General features: G+C 37.9%; 16 protein-coding genes. 3 read left to right on the top strand and 13 right to left on the bottom strand.

What is annotated here, in order from left to right; genetic code table 11:
• Positions 1-17: 17 nt before the first annotated feature.
• The 13 genes from JOC83_RS09215 to JOC83_RS09275 form a co-directional block, all read right to left on the bottom strand.
• Positions 18-842: an SDR family oxidoreductase gene (locus JOC83_RS09215; protein ID WP_205186464.1), complete on the bottom strand. Its 825-nt coding sequence runs from the start codon at positions 840-842 to the stop codon at positions 18-20.
• Complete coding sequence (locus JOC83_RS09220; RefSeq protein ID WP_205186466.1) at positions 823-1,746, bottom strand: Gfo/Idh/MocA family oxidoreductase; 924 nt, start codon at positions 1,744-1,746, stop codon at positions 823-825. The genes JOC83_RS09215 and JOC83_RS09220 overlap by 20 nt, the downstream gene beginning before the upstream one ends.
• Positions 1,740-2,540, bottom strand: coding sequence for an SDR family oxidoreductase (locus tag JOC83_RS09225; RefSeq protein WP_205186469.1), 801 nt, complete (start codon positions 2,538-2,540; stop codon positions 1,740-1,742). The genes JOC83_RS09220 and JOC83_RS09225 overlap by 7 nt, the downstream gene beginning before the upstream one ends.
• Positions 2,530-3,246, bottom strand: a complete 717-nt coding sequence (locus JOC83_RS09230; RefSeq protein ID WP_205186471.1) for an acylneuraminate cytidylyltransferase family protein — start codon at positions 3,244-3,246, stop codon at positions 2,530-2,532. The genes JOC83_RS09225 and JOC83_RS09230 overlap by 11 nt, the downstream gene beginning before the upstream one ends.
• Positions 3,247-3,251: 5 nt before the next feature.
• Complete coding sequence (gene neuC / locus JOC83_RS09235; protein ID WP_205186473.1) at positions 3,252-4,406, bottom strand: UDP-N-acetylglucosamine 2-epimerase; 1,155 nt, start codon at positions 4,404-4,406, stop codon at positions 3,252-3,254.
• Positions 4,399-5,436, bottom strand: coding sequence for an N-acetylneuraminate synthase (gene neuB, locus JOC83_RS09240; RefSeq protein ID WP_205186475.1), 1,038 nt, complete (start codon positions 5,434-5,436; stop codon positions 4,399-4,401). The genes neuC and neuB overlap by 8 nt, the downstream gene beginning before the upstream one ends.
• On the bottom strand, positions 5,433-6,551 hold the full coding sequence (locus tag JOC83_RS09245; RefSeq protein ID WP_205186477.1) for a DegT/DnrJ/EryC1/StrS family aminotransferase: 1,119 nt from the start codon (positions 6,549-6,551) through the stop codon (positions 5,433-5,435). The genes neuB and JOC83_RS09245 overlap by 4 nt, the downstream gene beginning before the upstream one ends.
• Positions 6,552-6,678: 127 nt before the next feature.
• Complete coding sequence (locus JOC83_RS09250; protein WP_205186480.1) at positions 6,679-7,311, bottom strand: acetyltransferase; 633 nt, start codon at positions 7,309-7,311, stop codon at positions 6,679-6,681.
• Positions 7,308-8,324 carry an SDR family NAD(P)-dependent oxidoreductase gene (locus JOC83_RS09255; protein WP_205186482.1) on the bottom strand — a complete coding sequence of 339 codons (1,017 nt, stop codon included), beginning with the start codon at positions 8,322-8,324 and terminating at the stop codon, positions 7,308-7,310. The genes JOC83_RS09250 and JOC83_RS09255 overlap by 4 nt, the downstream gene beginning before the upstream one ends.
• A 477-nt stretch (positions 8,325-8,801) precedes the next feature.
• Positions 8,802-9,731: an ABC transporter permease gene (locus JOC83_RS09260; protein WP_205186484.1), complete on the bottom strand. Its 930-nt coding sequence runs from the start codon at positions 9,729-9,731 to the stop codon at positions 8,802-8,804.
• Positions 9,724-10,569 (bottom strand): ABC transporter permease subunit, encoded by an 846-nt coding sequence (locus tag JOC83_RS19990; protein ID WP_205186486.1) that lies wholly within the window; start codon positions 10,567-10,569, stop codon positions 9,724-9,726. Before JOC83_RS19990 ends, JOC83_RS09260 begins: the two co-directional genes overlap by 8 nt.
• Positions 10,570-10,742: 173 nt before the next feature.
• The gene (locus tag JOC83_RS09270; RefSeq protein ID WP_205186488.1) at positions 10,743-11,534 is read right to left on the bottom strand and encodes an SDR family NAD(P)-dependent oxidoreductase; all 792 of its coding nucleotides are present in this window, start codon (positions 11,532-11,534) and stop codon (positions 10,743-10,745) included.
• Between the two features lie 129 nt (positions 11,535-11,663).
• Entirely contained in the window at positions 11,664-13,139 is a 1,476-nt protein-coding gene (locus JOC83_RS09275; RefSeq protein WP_205186490.1) for a glycoside hydrolase family 32 protein, read from the bottom strand.
• A gap of 173 nt (positions 13,140-13,312) precedes the next feature.
• On the opposite strand from JOC83_RS09275, the gene JOC83_RS09280 reads away from it, so the two are divergent.
• From JOC83_RS09280 to JOC83_RS09290, 3 genes are all read left to right on the top strand, one after another.
• Positions 13,313-13,771, top strand: a complete 459-nt coding sequence (locus tag JOC83_RS09280) for a hypothetical protein (protein WP_205186492.1) — start codon at positions 13,313-13,315, stop codon at positions 13,769-13,771.
• A 295-nt stretch (positions 13,772-14,066) separates the two neighbouring features.
• Positions 14,067-14,543 (top strand): YtxH domain-containing protein, encoded by a 477-nt coding sequence (locus JOC83_RS09285; protein WP_205186494.1) that lies wholly within the window; start codon positions 14,067-14,069, stop codon positions 14,541-14,543.
• A 171-nt stretch (positions 14,544-14,714) separates the two neighbouring features.
• On the top strand, positions 14,715-15,923 hold the full coding sequence (locus JOC83_RS09290) for an MFS transporter (protein ID WP_205186496.1): 1,209 nt from the start codon (positions 14,715-14,717) through the stop codon (positions 15,921-15,923).
• Positions 15,924-16,074: the final 151 nt, after the last annotated feature.

Raw genomic sequence — 16,074 nt, forward strand, 5'->3', positions numbered from 1 at the left:
CTCTCTTCCTTTCTAGCTTACCAAGCTGTTAATCCTCCATCAATGATCATATTCTGTCCAGTCATGTAACTTGATGCTTCAGATGCCATAAAAATAACAGCACCTACTACTTCATTAATATTTGCCATGCGTCCAAGAGGAACTCGGTTTGAATAATTATCAATAAATTGTTGATTTTGACCTGTTTGGATACCACCAGGTGTTAATGTATTAACCCTAATGCGATGTTTTGCTAAATACGTAGATAAATAGGTTGTTAACCCGACTACCCCTGCCTTTGAAGCTGAGTACACAGCTGGTGAGTTTATTTCTCTATCTAAAAACAAGGATCCCTTATAAATCCGATGATCTGGCCCTACAATTCCATAAATTGAAGATGTCTGAATGATGGAGCCTCCAGTTTGCTGATGAATCATCTGTTTACTCACATGCTTTGCCACAAGAAACATTCCATCTAAATTAACAGCCATAATCTTTTTCCACTCATCAAGAGAGTATTCTTGAAACGGAGCAAAGAACGCATCTAGATCATTCGATTTTGACGCAGCATTATTAAAGAGCACATCAACATTCCCTAATGTCTCAACCACTTTTTCTACCATCTTACTAACATCTGCTTCTACAGATACATCACATGCTACTCCTACTGTTTTTACGTTATAAACACGTGACACTTCCTCAGCAAATATGACAGCATCTTCTTCAATAAGATCTACAATCGCAACATTTGCTCCATGTTCAGCAAGTCCTTTGACACACTCTCTTCCCAAAAATCCAAGTGCACCTGTAACAATGACGGTTTTATTTTTTAATGAAAATAAATTACGGTAAGATGATTTCATCAATCGACACTCTCCTGCCCTCAGACTTAGCAATCAATCCTGCCATTAATGTTTTCATAATGGCAGTCGTATCATCAGGATTGACTACTGGTCTTTGTTTATCAATGGATTCAATAAAAGAATGAAGCATTTGTTTAAACATTGAGAAATTGTCTTTTACTTCAAAGCGTATATACTGCTTTTTATTCAATGCTTCCATAATAAAGACAGGTGTTTGACTACCAGCACAATTAACTTGAATTTTGCTACCATTTTTAAGATAAATAACATACGCCTCCATAAAACTAGGTTCATATTCAACAAATTGTGGCTGAAAATCGGTTAATGCTGCAAATCCTTCAATTAAATGAACACCGTATTTCTCCCACCCATTCACAATCGTGCCTCTCAATAAATGAGTCTCATCTTTAAAAAGTTGCTTTTTAGCTTCTTTCACTTCATGTGAAAAGCGAAAACTAGATGTACTCATGAGCTGCCCGCTATTTAAAAACGGTAAAAAATAAGAAAGTTCATTTAAATTTAATGTCAAAGGCTTATCAATAAAAACAGGGATTCCCTTTTCAAGAAAAGGCTTAGCAAGTAGATAGTGCGATGCGTAATCATCTCTTGCAATCAATACGCCATCTATTTCAGAAACCAAATCATGTATATCTTCAACTGGATGCTTAATTTTGCAAGCTTTTGCTAGAGACTCTGTTACTGTTTTGTCTTGTGTCCAACAATGTGTAACGCTCGTATTCGGAATGCCAAATTCACTCTTATCTCGTTTCCGTAAATAGTCATAAATGACATTCCACCCGGCATGTTTCATATGCTCATCATCATAACCGTTAATGATGGCAGAAAATGAGAAAGGATGACCATTTTCCGGACTAAGGCCAATTACACCCAATCTCTTTACCAAACAGCCCAGCCCCCATCTACACAAATATTTTGACCTGTCATATAACTTGACGCATCCGAGCATAAAAGAGCAACTGCTCCTTTTATTTCATGAGGCTGACCAATTCGATTTAAAGGATTTTTAGCTGAAAGTTGCTTCATAAATGCTTCGTTTTGTTGTGTGACTGGATGTGGAAAAGGACCTGGACTCAAACAATTCACACGAATTTCATAAGGCGAAAAAAAGCTAGCCATATACTTTGTCAATTGAATAACCCCTGCTTTTGCTGCACCATAACTAGGTGGATTTGTAAATTCAATTCCGTCGTAAATGCGATAATCTGGTGCGACATGTCCATACATAGACGTTATGTTTAAGATCACACCTTTTGTTTGTTGCAATAATGGTAGAGCTGTCTTCGCGCACCGAAAGACAGATGACAAGCTCATATTAATGTCATATTGCCAATCCGTCTCAGAAATGCTTTCAAATGAATTTTTATTTCCAGACCATGCATTGTTTACAAGAATATCAAGTTCACCAAAATCTTGTTCAATTTTCTGAAACGCTTCGTTTACACTTTTAGTATCCGTGACATCAATTTCTATAGCAAAAACCTTTCCTTTGACATTAAGCTTTGCTTCTAATTCCTTGCATTTCTCTTCACACTTTTTTAAGTTTCTACTACCTATAATAACTTTTGCACCTTGTTCTAAAAGCGCCTCTGTAATCGCCTCACCTAGATACCCAGCCCCACCTGTAACAAACGCACATTTATTTTCTAAGGAGAATAATTCTTTTAAACTATTTTTCATGATGTTGTCTCCTCTCGATAAGAAGTTCTGCCAGCAAAAAGTCTTTCTCATCATCAATATCAATTGTTCTATCCTTCGGAATAATAACAGCGCCTGTATGTTGATTTAAAAACACTTTACTAGTGGGAGTTACAACATCCACATAAAATGCATAAACAGCTCCATTCAATTGATACGCTTTGGGTAATTGTTGACGTGGTAAAAACGGATTTGCGTTTTCAATAAACGTATAAGGTTTTGTCCCTTCTACTCGCCAAGCTCTGACTGGATTTAATTCCGCTTCTGAAAATGTCGCGACCGATGTATGACTGTTATCTTGATCAAGTAGTAAGTCTAAACAGTTATAAATATCATCGGTCGTTCGAAGAGGAGAGGTTGGCTCTAAATAAAGCATCACATCATAATGTTCGTCTTGTTCTTTACAAGCTCCTAACACATGTCTCACTACATCAATCGACATCGCATAATCTCCAGAAATTGCCTCTGGCCTTGTCACCACCTCGGCCCCATAGTATTGCGACACAATCGCAATATTGAGATCATCGGTTGACACGACGACTTGATCAATTTCAGGAATGGATTTGGCTACTTCAATCGTCCATGCGATAAGCGGCTTTCCTCCCAGTAGTTTAATATTTTTGTAGGGAATGCCTTTGCTCCCACCTCTAGCGGGGATGAGAGCGATTATTTTCTTTCCTTTATACATGCTGTTTACTCACCTACTCTCTTATTAATGAATGCCCAATGATCAATGGGTTGTTTTAAGTGATGGAGTACATGCTTTTCTGGACAGTCTAATACATCGTACGGATTAACGTGTTGCTGCTTTGTTACACTGTTTCTATTTTGAATAACTGCATAGATTTCCTTCTCTTCATAAGGTGTCTCCATCACATTACTTCCCCTCTCTCTTCCTTTTTGTCGGTTTCCTACTAACACATAAGGAAGGTTAAAAAAGGGCGCTTCAATCAATCCACTGCTTGAGTTACCAATAAGGGCATCTGCTTGTTGCAGTAAAAATAAATACTCCTCTTGTGGAACGGATGCATAAAAGAAAGCTCGCTGATGATGTTTTCTGCAAAACTGGTTGATGGTGTCGTTGAAATACTCTCCACCTGCATCACTGTTCGCACCGATAAAGAGAATAACCTCATTAACATGCTCTAACGCTCGTAACAGGCGATGCACTTGTTCTTTTGGTGATAACTCATCGCGTGAATCAGGATGAAACGCTACTAACAAAAACGGCTGATTTAGTGGAAGGTTATATTTTTTCTGTAGCTCCTGCTTTTGAGAAGTGTCCATACGCTTTATATGCTCAATCTCCGTTTTACGAAGACTGCCAATCACATGAATACGCCACTCCTCTTCTCCAAGTCGAAGAAGGGTGTTCTTTGACTTTTCCGATGATACAAAGTGGAGATGAGCAAGCTTTGTGATCGCATGTCGAATTGCATCATCAGCCGATCCACTCACTTCTCCTCCATGAAAATGAACAATGGGAATGTTCAAATAGTGCGCAACGGTTGCCGCAGCAAGCATTTCACCTCGATCTCCTAGCACAAGTAAGTAATCAGGCTTTTCAGCCGCTAGCACATGAGAAAACGATAAAATGCCAACCCCTAGTGATTGAGCCATCGAAAGGTGATCATCTCCCTTCATTAAAATAGAGGGAGTGGAGACAATGTGTAACTGATCACGTTTAATATGAGTAATCGTTTCTCCATATTCCTTTAACAGATGCATACCTGTCACAAGTAGGGAAAGGTTAAAATCAGCGCTCTTTTCCATCTCAAGTAAAAGAGGTCGATAAATACCATAATCTGCTCTCGTCCCAGTGATACAAAGAATGTTTTTTTTACTCATAAAAGTCGCTCCATTGAAGCGGCTCATGCTTCTTTTTAGCTGTTTTTACGACCTTCCCAATGACGTTCTCTAGTTGATTGGCTTCAATAGAAGCTAGTGGACGTAGTGCAATGAGATGCTTTTCCGTTAAAACCGTGTCAATCGCGACATCTTCTCTCATATATAAGCCTCTTCGTACTAACGGTTTAATCGCTTTCTCATCTTCGGTTAATTCTTTTTTTCTAGTTCCAAGGGCTTGCTCGGTTAACCGAATGCATTCGACCATTCTTTTGCATTCTTGTGCGGTAATGGATGCTGCATGATCAGGACCCGGTAAGGACCGATCCAATGTAAGATGTTTTTCAATCATTTTAGCTCCTAGTGCTGTTGCCGCAATCGGAACGTGGATACCAACTGAATGATCGGAGTAACCAATCACATGTGGGTATCGCTTTATATACTCTGAAATCACACGTAAATTTAATTGAGATTCTGGCGCAGGGTAGCTTGACGTACAATGAAGAATGCTAATTGACATGGTAGGATTAAGAGATGTGAGGTAAGACAGTGTATGGTCAATTTCATCGGTGGTTGACATACCTGTGGAAAGAATCATTGGTTTGTTCGTTTGGGCAATACGTTTTAATAATGGAAAGTTCGTCAAATCACCGCTTCCAACCTTAAACATACTCATTCCAAGCTGATCTAGAAAGTCAACGCTTTGAATGTCAAAAGGAGTCGCTAGAAATAAGATATGCTTTTGATCACAATAAGCTTTTAATTCTGCAAACTCAGATCCGGACAGTTCTAGCTTTTTTAACATATCATACTGGTTATTTTCATTCGTTTTTTTTTGATAGTCAGCTAAATCAGCTTGTGCTGTTGTGAGCTCTTCTGTATGAAACATTTGAAACTTTACTGCATCCGCACCCGCATAGACCGCTGCATCAATTAATTCTTTTGCCAATGTCATGGAACCATTATGATTCACACCGATTTCAGCAATGATGAACGTAGGATTGTTTGGATGGATGATTGATGATAAACTCATGCGCCTTGCTCCTTTAAAATGGAGAGAAGTGTTTCAATGACATATGTTTGTTCTTCCATTGTAATGTTATTAAAAAATGGAAGAGCAAGTGAACGTTGTGCAAGCATTTCACTCACTGGAAAATCCCCTGTCTTTGTATTCAGCATATCTTGATAAAAAGATTGAAGATGAATGGATGGAAAGTATGGTTTTGTTTGCACACCTTTTTCACTAAGCTTTGCCATTACTTCATCACGATTCACCTGATTTGGTAATAAAATCGGATAGACGAACCAGCTAATGGTGGCTGCTGGATGACATTGCAAGTGTGTTACAGGCACAGTATGCTTTTGAATAAGGGTATGATAGCGAGTTGCTGCCTGCTCACGCTTTGTTAAGATGTCTTGAATGCGCTCCATTTGTGCCACTCCGATAGCCGCATGCACATCTGATAATCGATAGTTATAGCCTAAACGCTCATGAACGAGCCATTCATTTTTGACACTTCTTCCTTGGTTACGAAGGCTCTTAGCCATTTCATAAATGTGTGTGTTATTCGTTACAAGCATGCCACCTTCACCCGTAGTCATTTGCTTATTGGGATAGAAAGCAAATACACTTATATCTCCAAATGTTCCTGTATATTGGCCATTCCAAGTAGCACCAATGGATTCACATGCATCTTCAATCACTTTTAATTGATATCTGTTGGCAATATCCATGATCTTTTCCATATTACATGGGTGCCCAAAGATATGAACGACTAAAATAGCTTTGGTTTTATCCGTAATAGCAGCTTCTATTAAATCTTCATTCATAACGGTTGTGTCAGGATGTACATCAACAAAAACAGGCTTTACTCCTTCAAAAAGCAAGCAATTGCTAGATGCAACAAAGCTATAAGGAGATGTAATGACCTCGTCTCCTGGCTTTAATCCCAATGATTTTACGGCAACATGCAAAGCACTTGTACCGCTATTCATAGCCACCGCATGTGAAATACGTAACCACTCTTCAAATTTTTGCTCAAATGCTCTGACTTTATCTCCTAAGCTTAAATTTCCTGACTTTAATACATCAGTTACATACTGAATTTCTAAATTGGTTATGTCAGGTTTTGATAATGGAATCTGCATTTTCATTCTCCTTACACGTTTGTCTTAATACGGACAACCAGGCAAACGCCCACTTCTGACTCATCATATGCATCCTTTTCGTAAGCGTGCTTCATCGCTTTTTTGTTTTCCGAGTAAAAAGGGGTAATCATGAACGAATTTTGATTACTTTAGCAGGAACACCATATACTACGCTATAATCAGGAATATCACTTACAACAACAGAGCCTGCACCTATTACACATTCACGCCCAACCTGAATATTAGGTCTGATACTCACACCCGTTCCGATATCTGTTTTTTGTCCAATGATTACTCCACCTGCCAAATGAGAGCCAGGTCCAACATTCACATAGTCACCAATGATACAATCATGATCGATTGTCGATCCTGTGTTAATAATGGTTCCTTGCCCGATACATGCACAGGCATTAACGATGGCTCCTGCATTGATAAACGTTCCTTTTTCAATTATGGAGGAACGACTTACAGTTGCTGTTTCGTGCATCACAATAGGAGTATTGTGTTTATCTTCAATTAAATGTGTTAGTTTTTGTTCTCTTACATCTATCTGACCGATTGCTACATGCCACGCCTCTATCTCGTGCTTGTATGAGTTGATTACCTCTTCTTCATCAATCAGCGTTGTATAAAGGGAAAAGAAAGAATGTGCGGGTAATACTTGTGAAAAAAACACAAAAGAGGCGTCAGGAGTAACGGTTTGAATAGCTTCTACTACCACTTTACTGTGACCACCCGTTCCAACCACCCCCCACTTCATGACTGATTAAGCTCTTCGATGATCATTAACATTTCATGCTGTTGAATTGGATTCACCTGATCAGATCGATAATTCATCAAACTTGTTTTTCGGAACTTATTTTTAGGAAGCTCGTTGTTTGAAATGACATACATGTCCTCTGTTTCATAAATTTGCGCAAGCTCAAATTCAAACGCTAATTCTTCATAGATTTTTTCTCCAGGTCGAGCTCCAATGACTTGAACCTTTGGTTTTTTCAATTGATGCTTTTTAGCAAATTCCATTAATGCTTTCACTAAATCTTCTAGCTTTAAAGCTTTCATTTTCAGAATATATGTTTCTCCACCTTCGGTATAATAGCCAGCTTTTACCGTTAATTGCACCGCTTCTTCTACGGACATAAAAAAACGAGTCATATTCATATCGGTAATCGTAAGTGCTTTGCCCGTTATTAGCTGTTCATAGAGAAGAGGAATGACCGAGCCTCTTGAGCCAATAACATTTCCAAAGCGAACGGAACAAAATTTTGTTTGATTGTTATTTAACTTCATGTTCGCTTGTTTAAAAAGCTTTTCTGTTAAAAGCTTTGTTGCCCCCATTGTATTTACCGGATTAACCGCTTTATCTGTACTAATGTTAATCACTTTTTTTACATTGTTTTTAATGGCTGCTTCAATGACGTTAATACTCCCTAGTACATTTGTTTTAATCGCTTCATCAGGATTTTCTTCACAAGTCGGAACTTGCTTTAAAGCAGCAGTGTGAAAGATGTAATCAACACCTCTTGTTACATATTCAATTCTTTGATAATCACGAATGTCTCCTATTAAGTAATAAATATGATGAAATTGTTTAAAAGCTTGCTTCATCAAATATTGTTTACTGTCGTCTTTGCTGAACACAATGATTTTCTTTGGAGAATAGTTGACTAACTCACGAACAATTTTGCGGCCAATCGAGCCAGTGCCACCAGTTACTAGCACAACTTTATCTTGATAAAATTGCGCCATCTCTGTATCAATTTTTGCATACATATAAAGCCTCCTAATCCATAATGCTAAGTAGTCTCTTTTATCATCATATGTTCTACTATTTAAAACGACTTAGTTCATCTCCCCATTTTTCTATTCATCTAATAAGCTATCCACGTCTATGGAATTACTTGATGAGAAAATTAAATAGATGACTTAAGTAGTTTGTGTAAATAGGAGGCAATTGATTTTGGAAAGTAGGAACAAGATTGTTTTTCAGTTACTAAAACAGCTGTCAAATGATTAACAGTATGCTCATAGATTGAAACACCATTTATTCCTACTAGAATTCTGATACCTACCTTATTAACTCCCGCTCCGTGACCTATCGCAACAAGATAGGATTGTCCATACATTCCAAAAGTTCCGATTAATCCTGTGGCTATAAGTAAGTTCCTTCTATAATAAAAAGCCTAACCACTCTATCCTACTTATCTAGGTTTAGGTGGAAAGGCTTATCACTCTACACTTGGCTATTAGTTAATACCATCGTGTCTTTTTATATGTATGATCAAAATGAAGCTGTAATCCTTTGGCCAACAAATGAAAAGTAAGGATTGCTACTACTAAAAAGCAAAGTGGCACAAATAACAAGTAGCTTTCTCCCCAATATAAATAAGGCCTTGCTTGTCCGATTAATCCTGCCCACTCTTTCGTAATCGAAATATACAACTTTGAATCAGGTTGATAAATAGTACCTCCAACAAACAGATTAAACAAGGCAAGCTGTCCCATCATCGTTAATGTGTACACAATCTCTAGTACGAATAAAAGTAAAAATTGAACGCGAAAATGTGGAAGAAAATGACGCCGAATCAATCCCCATTTCGAAGCACCTAAAATGCGTGAAGCTTCAATAAACGGTTCCCTCTTCAATTGAATGGTTTTTTCACGAATTGAAGATGTTACACTCGGAACCCCAATTAAAATCATGACAATCACAAATAAGCTAGTGAGTGTTAGAGGTGATAAAGTCGGGTTCATCGTAATTGGCAACAGTAGAAAATACACCACTAAGAAGCCTGGCACATATCCCCACATTTCTTCAAACGTCGTCCACCAGATCGGTTGCTTTTTACGTAACCCCATCATTAAGCCGATAAGCGCGCCTATCACTACTTTTAGGGCAGCAACAATAAACGCCACAAAAATCGTATACCTCGCTCCGAAAAGCAGCATGGTCCATACATCGTATCCCCAACGATCTGTTCCAAGCCAATGATTGATGTCTTCAAACGGTGGTATCGGTGGCACAATCATTTTTGTTTCTCCATTCACAACTTCTGTATGAATCCCTACGTTATCCTCTAAGCTATAAGGAGCCAATACTGGCCCAAAGATGGCGATGACAAGTAAAGCAGCTGTTAACGTAAGTCCTATGTACAATACGACATTTTTCTTTTTAATCATGAATGAACACCTTCTCAAACAAAGATAGGAGCACCCGCAACAATAGATAGACGATAATACCGATAAGTGCAATCGCCATCAGTCCTACTGCTACTTTTTGAAATTGATAATCTAAAAAAATAAACTTTGTCAGCCCGCTAATGTTAAATAAAAACTCCACGACAAACAAGCTACCAATTGTGAGCGAAACAACTTTTTTACAGTCTGCTAGTAACGAAGGTTTTAAGTTTGTGTATAAATGCTGCACATCGATATAATGCTTTGGTAGCCCTTTTGCTAAAGCGGTACGAACGTAATCTTCTGTTAGTAGCTCTTCATATTTTAATGAAATCATTTTCACTAAATAAATCGTCGGTGTAATGCTTAACGTAAGCATCGGAATCCAAATCGATAACGTTGGCTTTGTCGGTGATAAGCTAATTAAGCGAACGCCCGTTGCTCGGTAAAACTTTACGGCCATTAAAATGGCAAAAAAGACAAATACAAAATCTGGAATGACAGATAACCCACTCATCACGTCTCTTACAATTTTTGATAAGATTGTGCGATTGATCAAGTATCCAAATAAAAAACTAATTGCAAATGCAAGCAGGACACTATATGTAAGTAACAAAAACGTGTTCGTCCCAAACGGAATGACATCACCTATAATCGAGCGCATCTCTGAACCAAGCTCATACTTCAGAAACATTTGTTCACTTATCGAAGATTGAATCACAGTAAGCGCACGGTTTGGAGAGAACACAATTGCGTTGTTCTCTACGCTAATTAGTAACGGAAAAATAGCCACTACAATGATAAATATCAGACTTAAAAACCCTCTCCACACAACTTTCACAAACCAAATCCCCCATTAAAGTAAAATTATTTCAATTATACCAAAAGTCAAACATTTCAACCTAAAAAATAAACAGCCATGTCACTCTATTCATTGACTTTAATGAATAGACTAGACACGGCTGCTTAACAACTAGTTACATATGAGTAATATTGTCTCTTTTCAACTCTCTTTTAAAGCGAACGTATAATTCCACCCTCAACACGTTGAGCGACTCCGTTAATGGCAGAAGCTTTATCAGATGATAGGAAGACAATGGTACTTGCTACTTCTTCAACTGTAGCGAAGCGCTGAATGAGTGACGTTGGCTCGTTTACTTTGAAGTATTCATTTGTAAACGTCTCAAGGTCTTTTCCTTCCGCTTTCGCTGCACCTTCCATGTAATTCTCCACACCTTCTGTCCACGTTGGACCTGGCAATACGGAGTTGACTGTCACATTCTTTCCTTTTGTTAATTCCGCTAGTCCTCTTGATAAGCTAATAAGAGCTGTTTTTGTAACAGAGTACGGAATCATTTGTGGAAGAGGTTTTACACCTGCTTCACTTGCTAAGTTGATGACACGTCCACTGTTACGTGCAATCATTTTCGGTAAAAAGTGACGAGATAAGCGAACAGCCGTCATGACGTTAACTTGAAAATACTCCATCCACTCGTCATCCGTCACGTCTTCAAAAGCTTTCACCTCAAAAAACGCTAAATTATTTATTAAAACATCAAGCTCACCAAGAGCATCGACTTTTTGAACAAACGTCTTGCTTTCTTCCGCATTCGCTAAATCAGCTGCAATTCCATGCACGGTACCGAATGAAGAAAGCTCTTCAACTACTTTTGACACACGCTCTTCTGTACGACCATTAACAATGACCGTTGCCCCTTCTTGTAAAAAGGTTTTAGCCACTTCTTTTCCAATTCCACCTGTTGAGCCTGTGACTAATACTAACTTGTTTTGTAAGTTCAATTCCATGTTCTTTCATTCCTTTTCAAGCAGATTATTTACACAGTATAGCTTACTCACCTTAGCGTAAGCTAGCTTTATGCTCAGTATTAATCCCTTCAATTATTAAACAGAGAGAAAGAATGAGTTCACATAAACTTACTCAATACCACGTCTTAACCCGTAATACTCCAAATCGTATGCCACGGAACCATGAGCAAACAGTTTTATTCCTGCTTTCGATTCTTTTTGTGGGAATATGCGTGCAGTAAACACTGTACGTCCTCCATTTATATAGACCTCAATTATACTTTTATCCACAAAGATTCGTACATCAACCTTTTCAGTAGGTGTCCACGCTTCTGAACGAACCGTTCCATACTCGGTTGCATATTGAATTTTCATGCCTTCTCGATCTAATCGTACTTCTTGCTTTAATGTATCAAACGTTAAAAGAGTCGATTCTTCTTTACTTGAGAACAGCTCTAACCCAAACTCATTTGCATTTATATCTTTGAAGGTCATATCAATTTCATATGCATTGTTTGTTGCTTCATCGATGTAGGTTGTTTCACTTTCAAGCTTTCCTCTAAAATTCGCCGCGGCATCTCGTAGCTTCTTCAGCTCCTCTACAGGCTTTTGAATAAGCTCATTTCCGTCTAATGCAAGCTCCCGAGGTAATGTTAGCGCATGAGCCCATTGATGCTCATCAGATGGATACGTAACGTCTGGGTTTCCAATCCATGAAAACATTAAACGGCGACCATGCTCATCTTCAAATGTTTGAGGAGCATAAAAATCAAAGCCTTTATCAATTTCACGATAATAGTCAACATCAAATGTAAGCGTATCTAAATCAAATGATCCAACCGCATAAATGACATTATAAATGTTATGATAATTGTGACCTTCTGACTGAATGCCCTGTGGTGAGAATACAAAAATATCTTTTCCATCCAACTTAAAATAATCAGGACATTCCCACATATATCCGAAATCCTTTAATTTTGTTTTTACTTCTCCTTTAAACGTCCAACTCAATGCATCTGGTGATTCATAGACAATCAGTGCACCTGTTTCATTTTCACGCTGAGCCCCAAGCAGCATATAATATGTATCGTTTTCTTTCCATACTTTGGGATCGCGAACGTGACCTGTATATCCATTCGGAACACCACGAACCGCTGGATTGTCAGCATACTTCTCAACAATTCCACCTTTATCTAAAAACGCCACACATTGATTGGCTGAACGTGAACCGTCTTCATACTTCACGTTTCCTGTATAAAATAAAAGCGCTTTGTCTTCTTTTACAATCGCTCCACCTGAGTAAGCACCATGTGACTCATACTCTTCTGTTGGTGTAATGGCGACAGGTAATCGCTCCCAGTTCACTAAGTCTGGTGACTTCACATGAGCCCAATGTTTCATTCCATGAATGGGTCCATATGGATACCATTGATAGAACACATGATATTCGCCATTAAAGTGAACAAGTCCATTTGGATCATTCATCAGTCCATATTCTGGGTAAATGTGATAAATAGGCTGCCAGCTATCTTTTTTAGCCATTTCTTTTAGCTTCTCTAGTTCTCCTGACCTTGCTTGTAAAATCGTACGATATGTTGATTCCATTATATGTATCCCTCCAGCATGCTCCAAACAAAAAAGGGAATCATTAACCCTTTAAGATTAACCTTCCCTCTTTATCCATCATATAAAACTTTCGTAAAAATTACCATGAACATGGATAACAAAATGTATTATCCACAAAATAAAGTTATCATTATACTCAATTGGAGGATTACATGAACCAACTTATTTTATGGGCACTTTTTCTTGCTCCATGGCTTCTCATCATTCCATTGAACACAGAGCGTGTCAAACGCTTTGTACCGGTCGGCTTGTTTTCTACCGTTCTTATTACAATTGTTTATCAGCTAGGCGAACGGTACGAGTGGTGGGTTTTAAAAGAAAACTTGTTCTTCTTAACAAATATGACGCCTTCTGTTTATGGACTTTTTATTGTCATGACAATCATTGTATTCTATTTTACCTACCCAAGCTTTTGGCTCTATCTTATTGCTAATATTATACTTGATGTTTTACAAGTAGTGATACTCGGTAAACTTTTAGATCAAGTGAATTTATATGAACTAAAAAGCATGCCAGCGTACGGGATCTTTTTAATTGCACTGTTGATTTCACTTATAAATTACTTGTTTCAAAAGTGGCAGGACACCGCTTTTGATCACACGCGAACGTAACCAATCGAAGTGCCTTTATTCGGCACTTTTTTTCTTTTGATGACGAAAATCTGTAAAGCCGTCGAAGCAACGTTGAACAACGATCAAATTCTTTTTTTATTTTTCTACACTTCTCGTGGAATTCTTGTCTTTTTCCACAAAATAAGAACCGTATTTATTTGAAAAACGTCAAAAGAAGACGAAAAATATTCAGAATATTCAATTTCGAAAGAAGGTTTTTTTCTAAACGAGTCGAATAGTACTAGTTAAGAAATGACCCATTACGATTTACATATTCAAAAAGGAGGAGTAACTCATGACTGAACAAAATCAACCATTGAAAAAAGAAGAAACAAAGGAAGGTGTAAGAGGTAAAGGATTATTAGTTGGTACACTTGTTGGTAGTGTCCTCGGTGCTACAACCGCACTATTAGTCGCACCAAAGTCTGGTAAAGACCTTCGCGCTGATCTTCAAAAACAATCTAGTCAAGCACTTGAAAAAACGGCACAAGTAAAAGAATCCGTTGTCGAAAAGAGCCAAGAGCTTGCTTCTTCTGCGAAGCAACGAACGTCTCGTATACAAGAATACGTATCCGTTCAATCAAACCAAGTTATTGAAAAAGTGAAAAGCATTCGTAAGCCGAATCAAGAAGAAGTAGCAGAAGAACAACAACTAGAGGAAATTGAAGCAGGAATTGAACAAGAAGAACTTGTTGCACAAAAAGTAGAAGAAGATGATTCATTACTAGAAAGTGCAGCTACCCTTGAAGAAGAAGAAAAAGTAGAGAATTAATCACAAAAAGAATGGTGCAAATTTATCACTTTTGCACCATTCTTTTTATTTTTAATTTATCCCTTCCTTTCATCTCAAATCCAAATGCCTTTATGGGTGATTACTGGTATACTATAAATCATTATAAGGTAAATATTGGTGAATGTTAAAAAGAGAAGGAAGGGTTATTCATTGCATCACGTATCATTTAGAAAAGCGGCTTTTGCGTTGTTTACAGGTAGTTTTGTTAGCTTTATGATTTTATATATTCCACAAACACTCATCCCTGTGTTTTCATCGGAATTTAAGGTTAATCCAGGGACAGCCAGTTTGTCTTTGTCACTAACTTCGGCTACTTTGGCCATTAGTCTACTTTTTGCTCCGCTTGTTTCAAACAAGCTAGGAAGAAAAAGACTCATGATTCTTTCATTAATGATGTCATCTTTTCTTTGTATTCTTTCAGCCGTTAGTCCTACCTTTATCTTTTTCCTCATCGTAAGAACGTTAATGGGCATATCGCTCGCTGGATTTCCTAGCATTGCAATGACTTATATCAGTGAAGAATTTCCACCTAAACAAGTTGGAATTGTGATGGGCCTTTATGTAAGCGGTACAACCGTTGGAGGATTAACAGGACGGGTGCTTACAGGTGTATTAACTGATATCATCTCTTGGCATGTGACAACATTGGTCATTGGTCTTCTGAGTATTTTTCTTAGTCTCTTGTTTTGGCGGTACTTGCCAAAAGAAACAAGCCATTCAATTCAAGCGTACTCATTGAATATTTTTTTCACAACCTTACTCTCCCCCTTTAAACGAAAGGAACTACGGGCTCTTTACGCGCTATCGTTTCTTTTAATGGGTAGTTTCGTCACTATTTATAATTATATTGGCTATCTTTTAGCTGCTCCACCTTATTTTTTTAGCCAAACCGCACTTGGACTTTTATTTCTTATTTACTTTGTTGGTACATTTAGCTCCACGTATGCCGGAACCGTTGCGAATTCAGTAGGACCACGCAAAGTTCTGTTAATTTGTATGTTGCTGATGATAGGAGGACTCTTCTTAACAACAAGCTCATCGCTCATTCTCATCATCATCGCACTTGGAATCTTAACGTTTGGTTTCTTTGGAAGCCATTCCATTGCAAGTCGATTAGTCGGTGATTATGCCGTAAGTAATAAAGCGCAAGCTTCTTCTCTCTACCTTTTATTCTACTATTTGGGTGCAAGTATCATTGGTACAAGTGGGGGATTTGTATTAACTCATAATGGATGGATTAGCCTTGTGCTTACTCTTGTCTTTTTTATTATGATTGCATTTAGTGTTATCTTACTCTTCACAAAAGAACGAACGATTGTACACCATCAAAAACATTCCACTGTAAAAGCAGGCCGCTAGCTTATAGCCTGCTTTTTTGACTTTTATCATACACTTTTGTCCATACATGGCAACTCTATTAGAGAGACAAACATACATATTAGCAAAATTAAGGCTATTATCTAGCTACAATTTAATAGAGGTGAATATACATATAAATAATCAGACATGT

This window comes from Priestia iocasae, from assembly GCF_016909075.1.
Taxonomy (GTDB): Bacteria; Bacillota; Bacilli; order Bacillales; family Bacillaceae_H; genus Priestia; species Priestia iocasae.